We start from the raw sequence: 255 nt of genomic DNA, 5'->3' as shown, positions 1-255 counted from the left end.
ACTTGCTGTGCTACTAATCTGAACGTTGCCGTTGGGGGCGGCGGCCCAGCGTTATGCCAGAGCCCGCCACGATCGTCTTGAGCTTTATGTTGGCGGTTGTAGCACCAGTGTCCGAAATCAACGATGTACCGGTTGCTCCGTTGTTGTTCGTTGCTTGGACAACGACAGCGCCAGTTTGTCCGGACACCGAAGTAACAGGCGGTGGAGGCACCGTTCCTGTGATTCTCAGGTTGCCATTTGCATCAGGCGCGATGG

1 protein-coding gene is annotated in these 255 nt (G+C 56.5%); it reads left to right on the top strand.

Annotated features, from left to right (window positions below; all coding sequences use genetic code 11):
• Window positions 1–53: 53 nt before the first annotated feature.
• The coding region (locus AC1RP4_RS08080) for a hypothetical protein (protein ID WP_481763289.1) at window positions 54–255 on the top strand (202 nt) is incomplete at its 3' end.

This window comes from Dellaglioa sp. CoH-56-MRSF-10 (assembly GCF_056782175.1).
The sequence above is the reverse complement of the archived record's forward strand: the minus strand, read 5'-3'. Positions and strand labels throughout refer to the sequence as shown.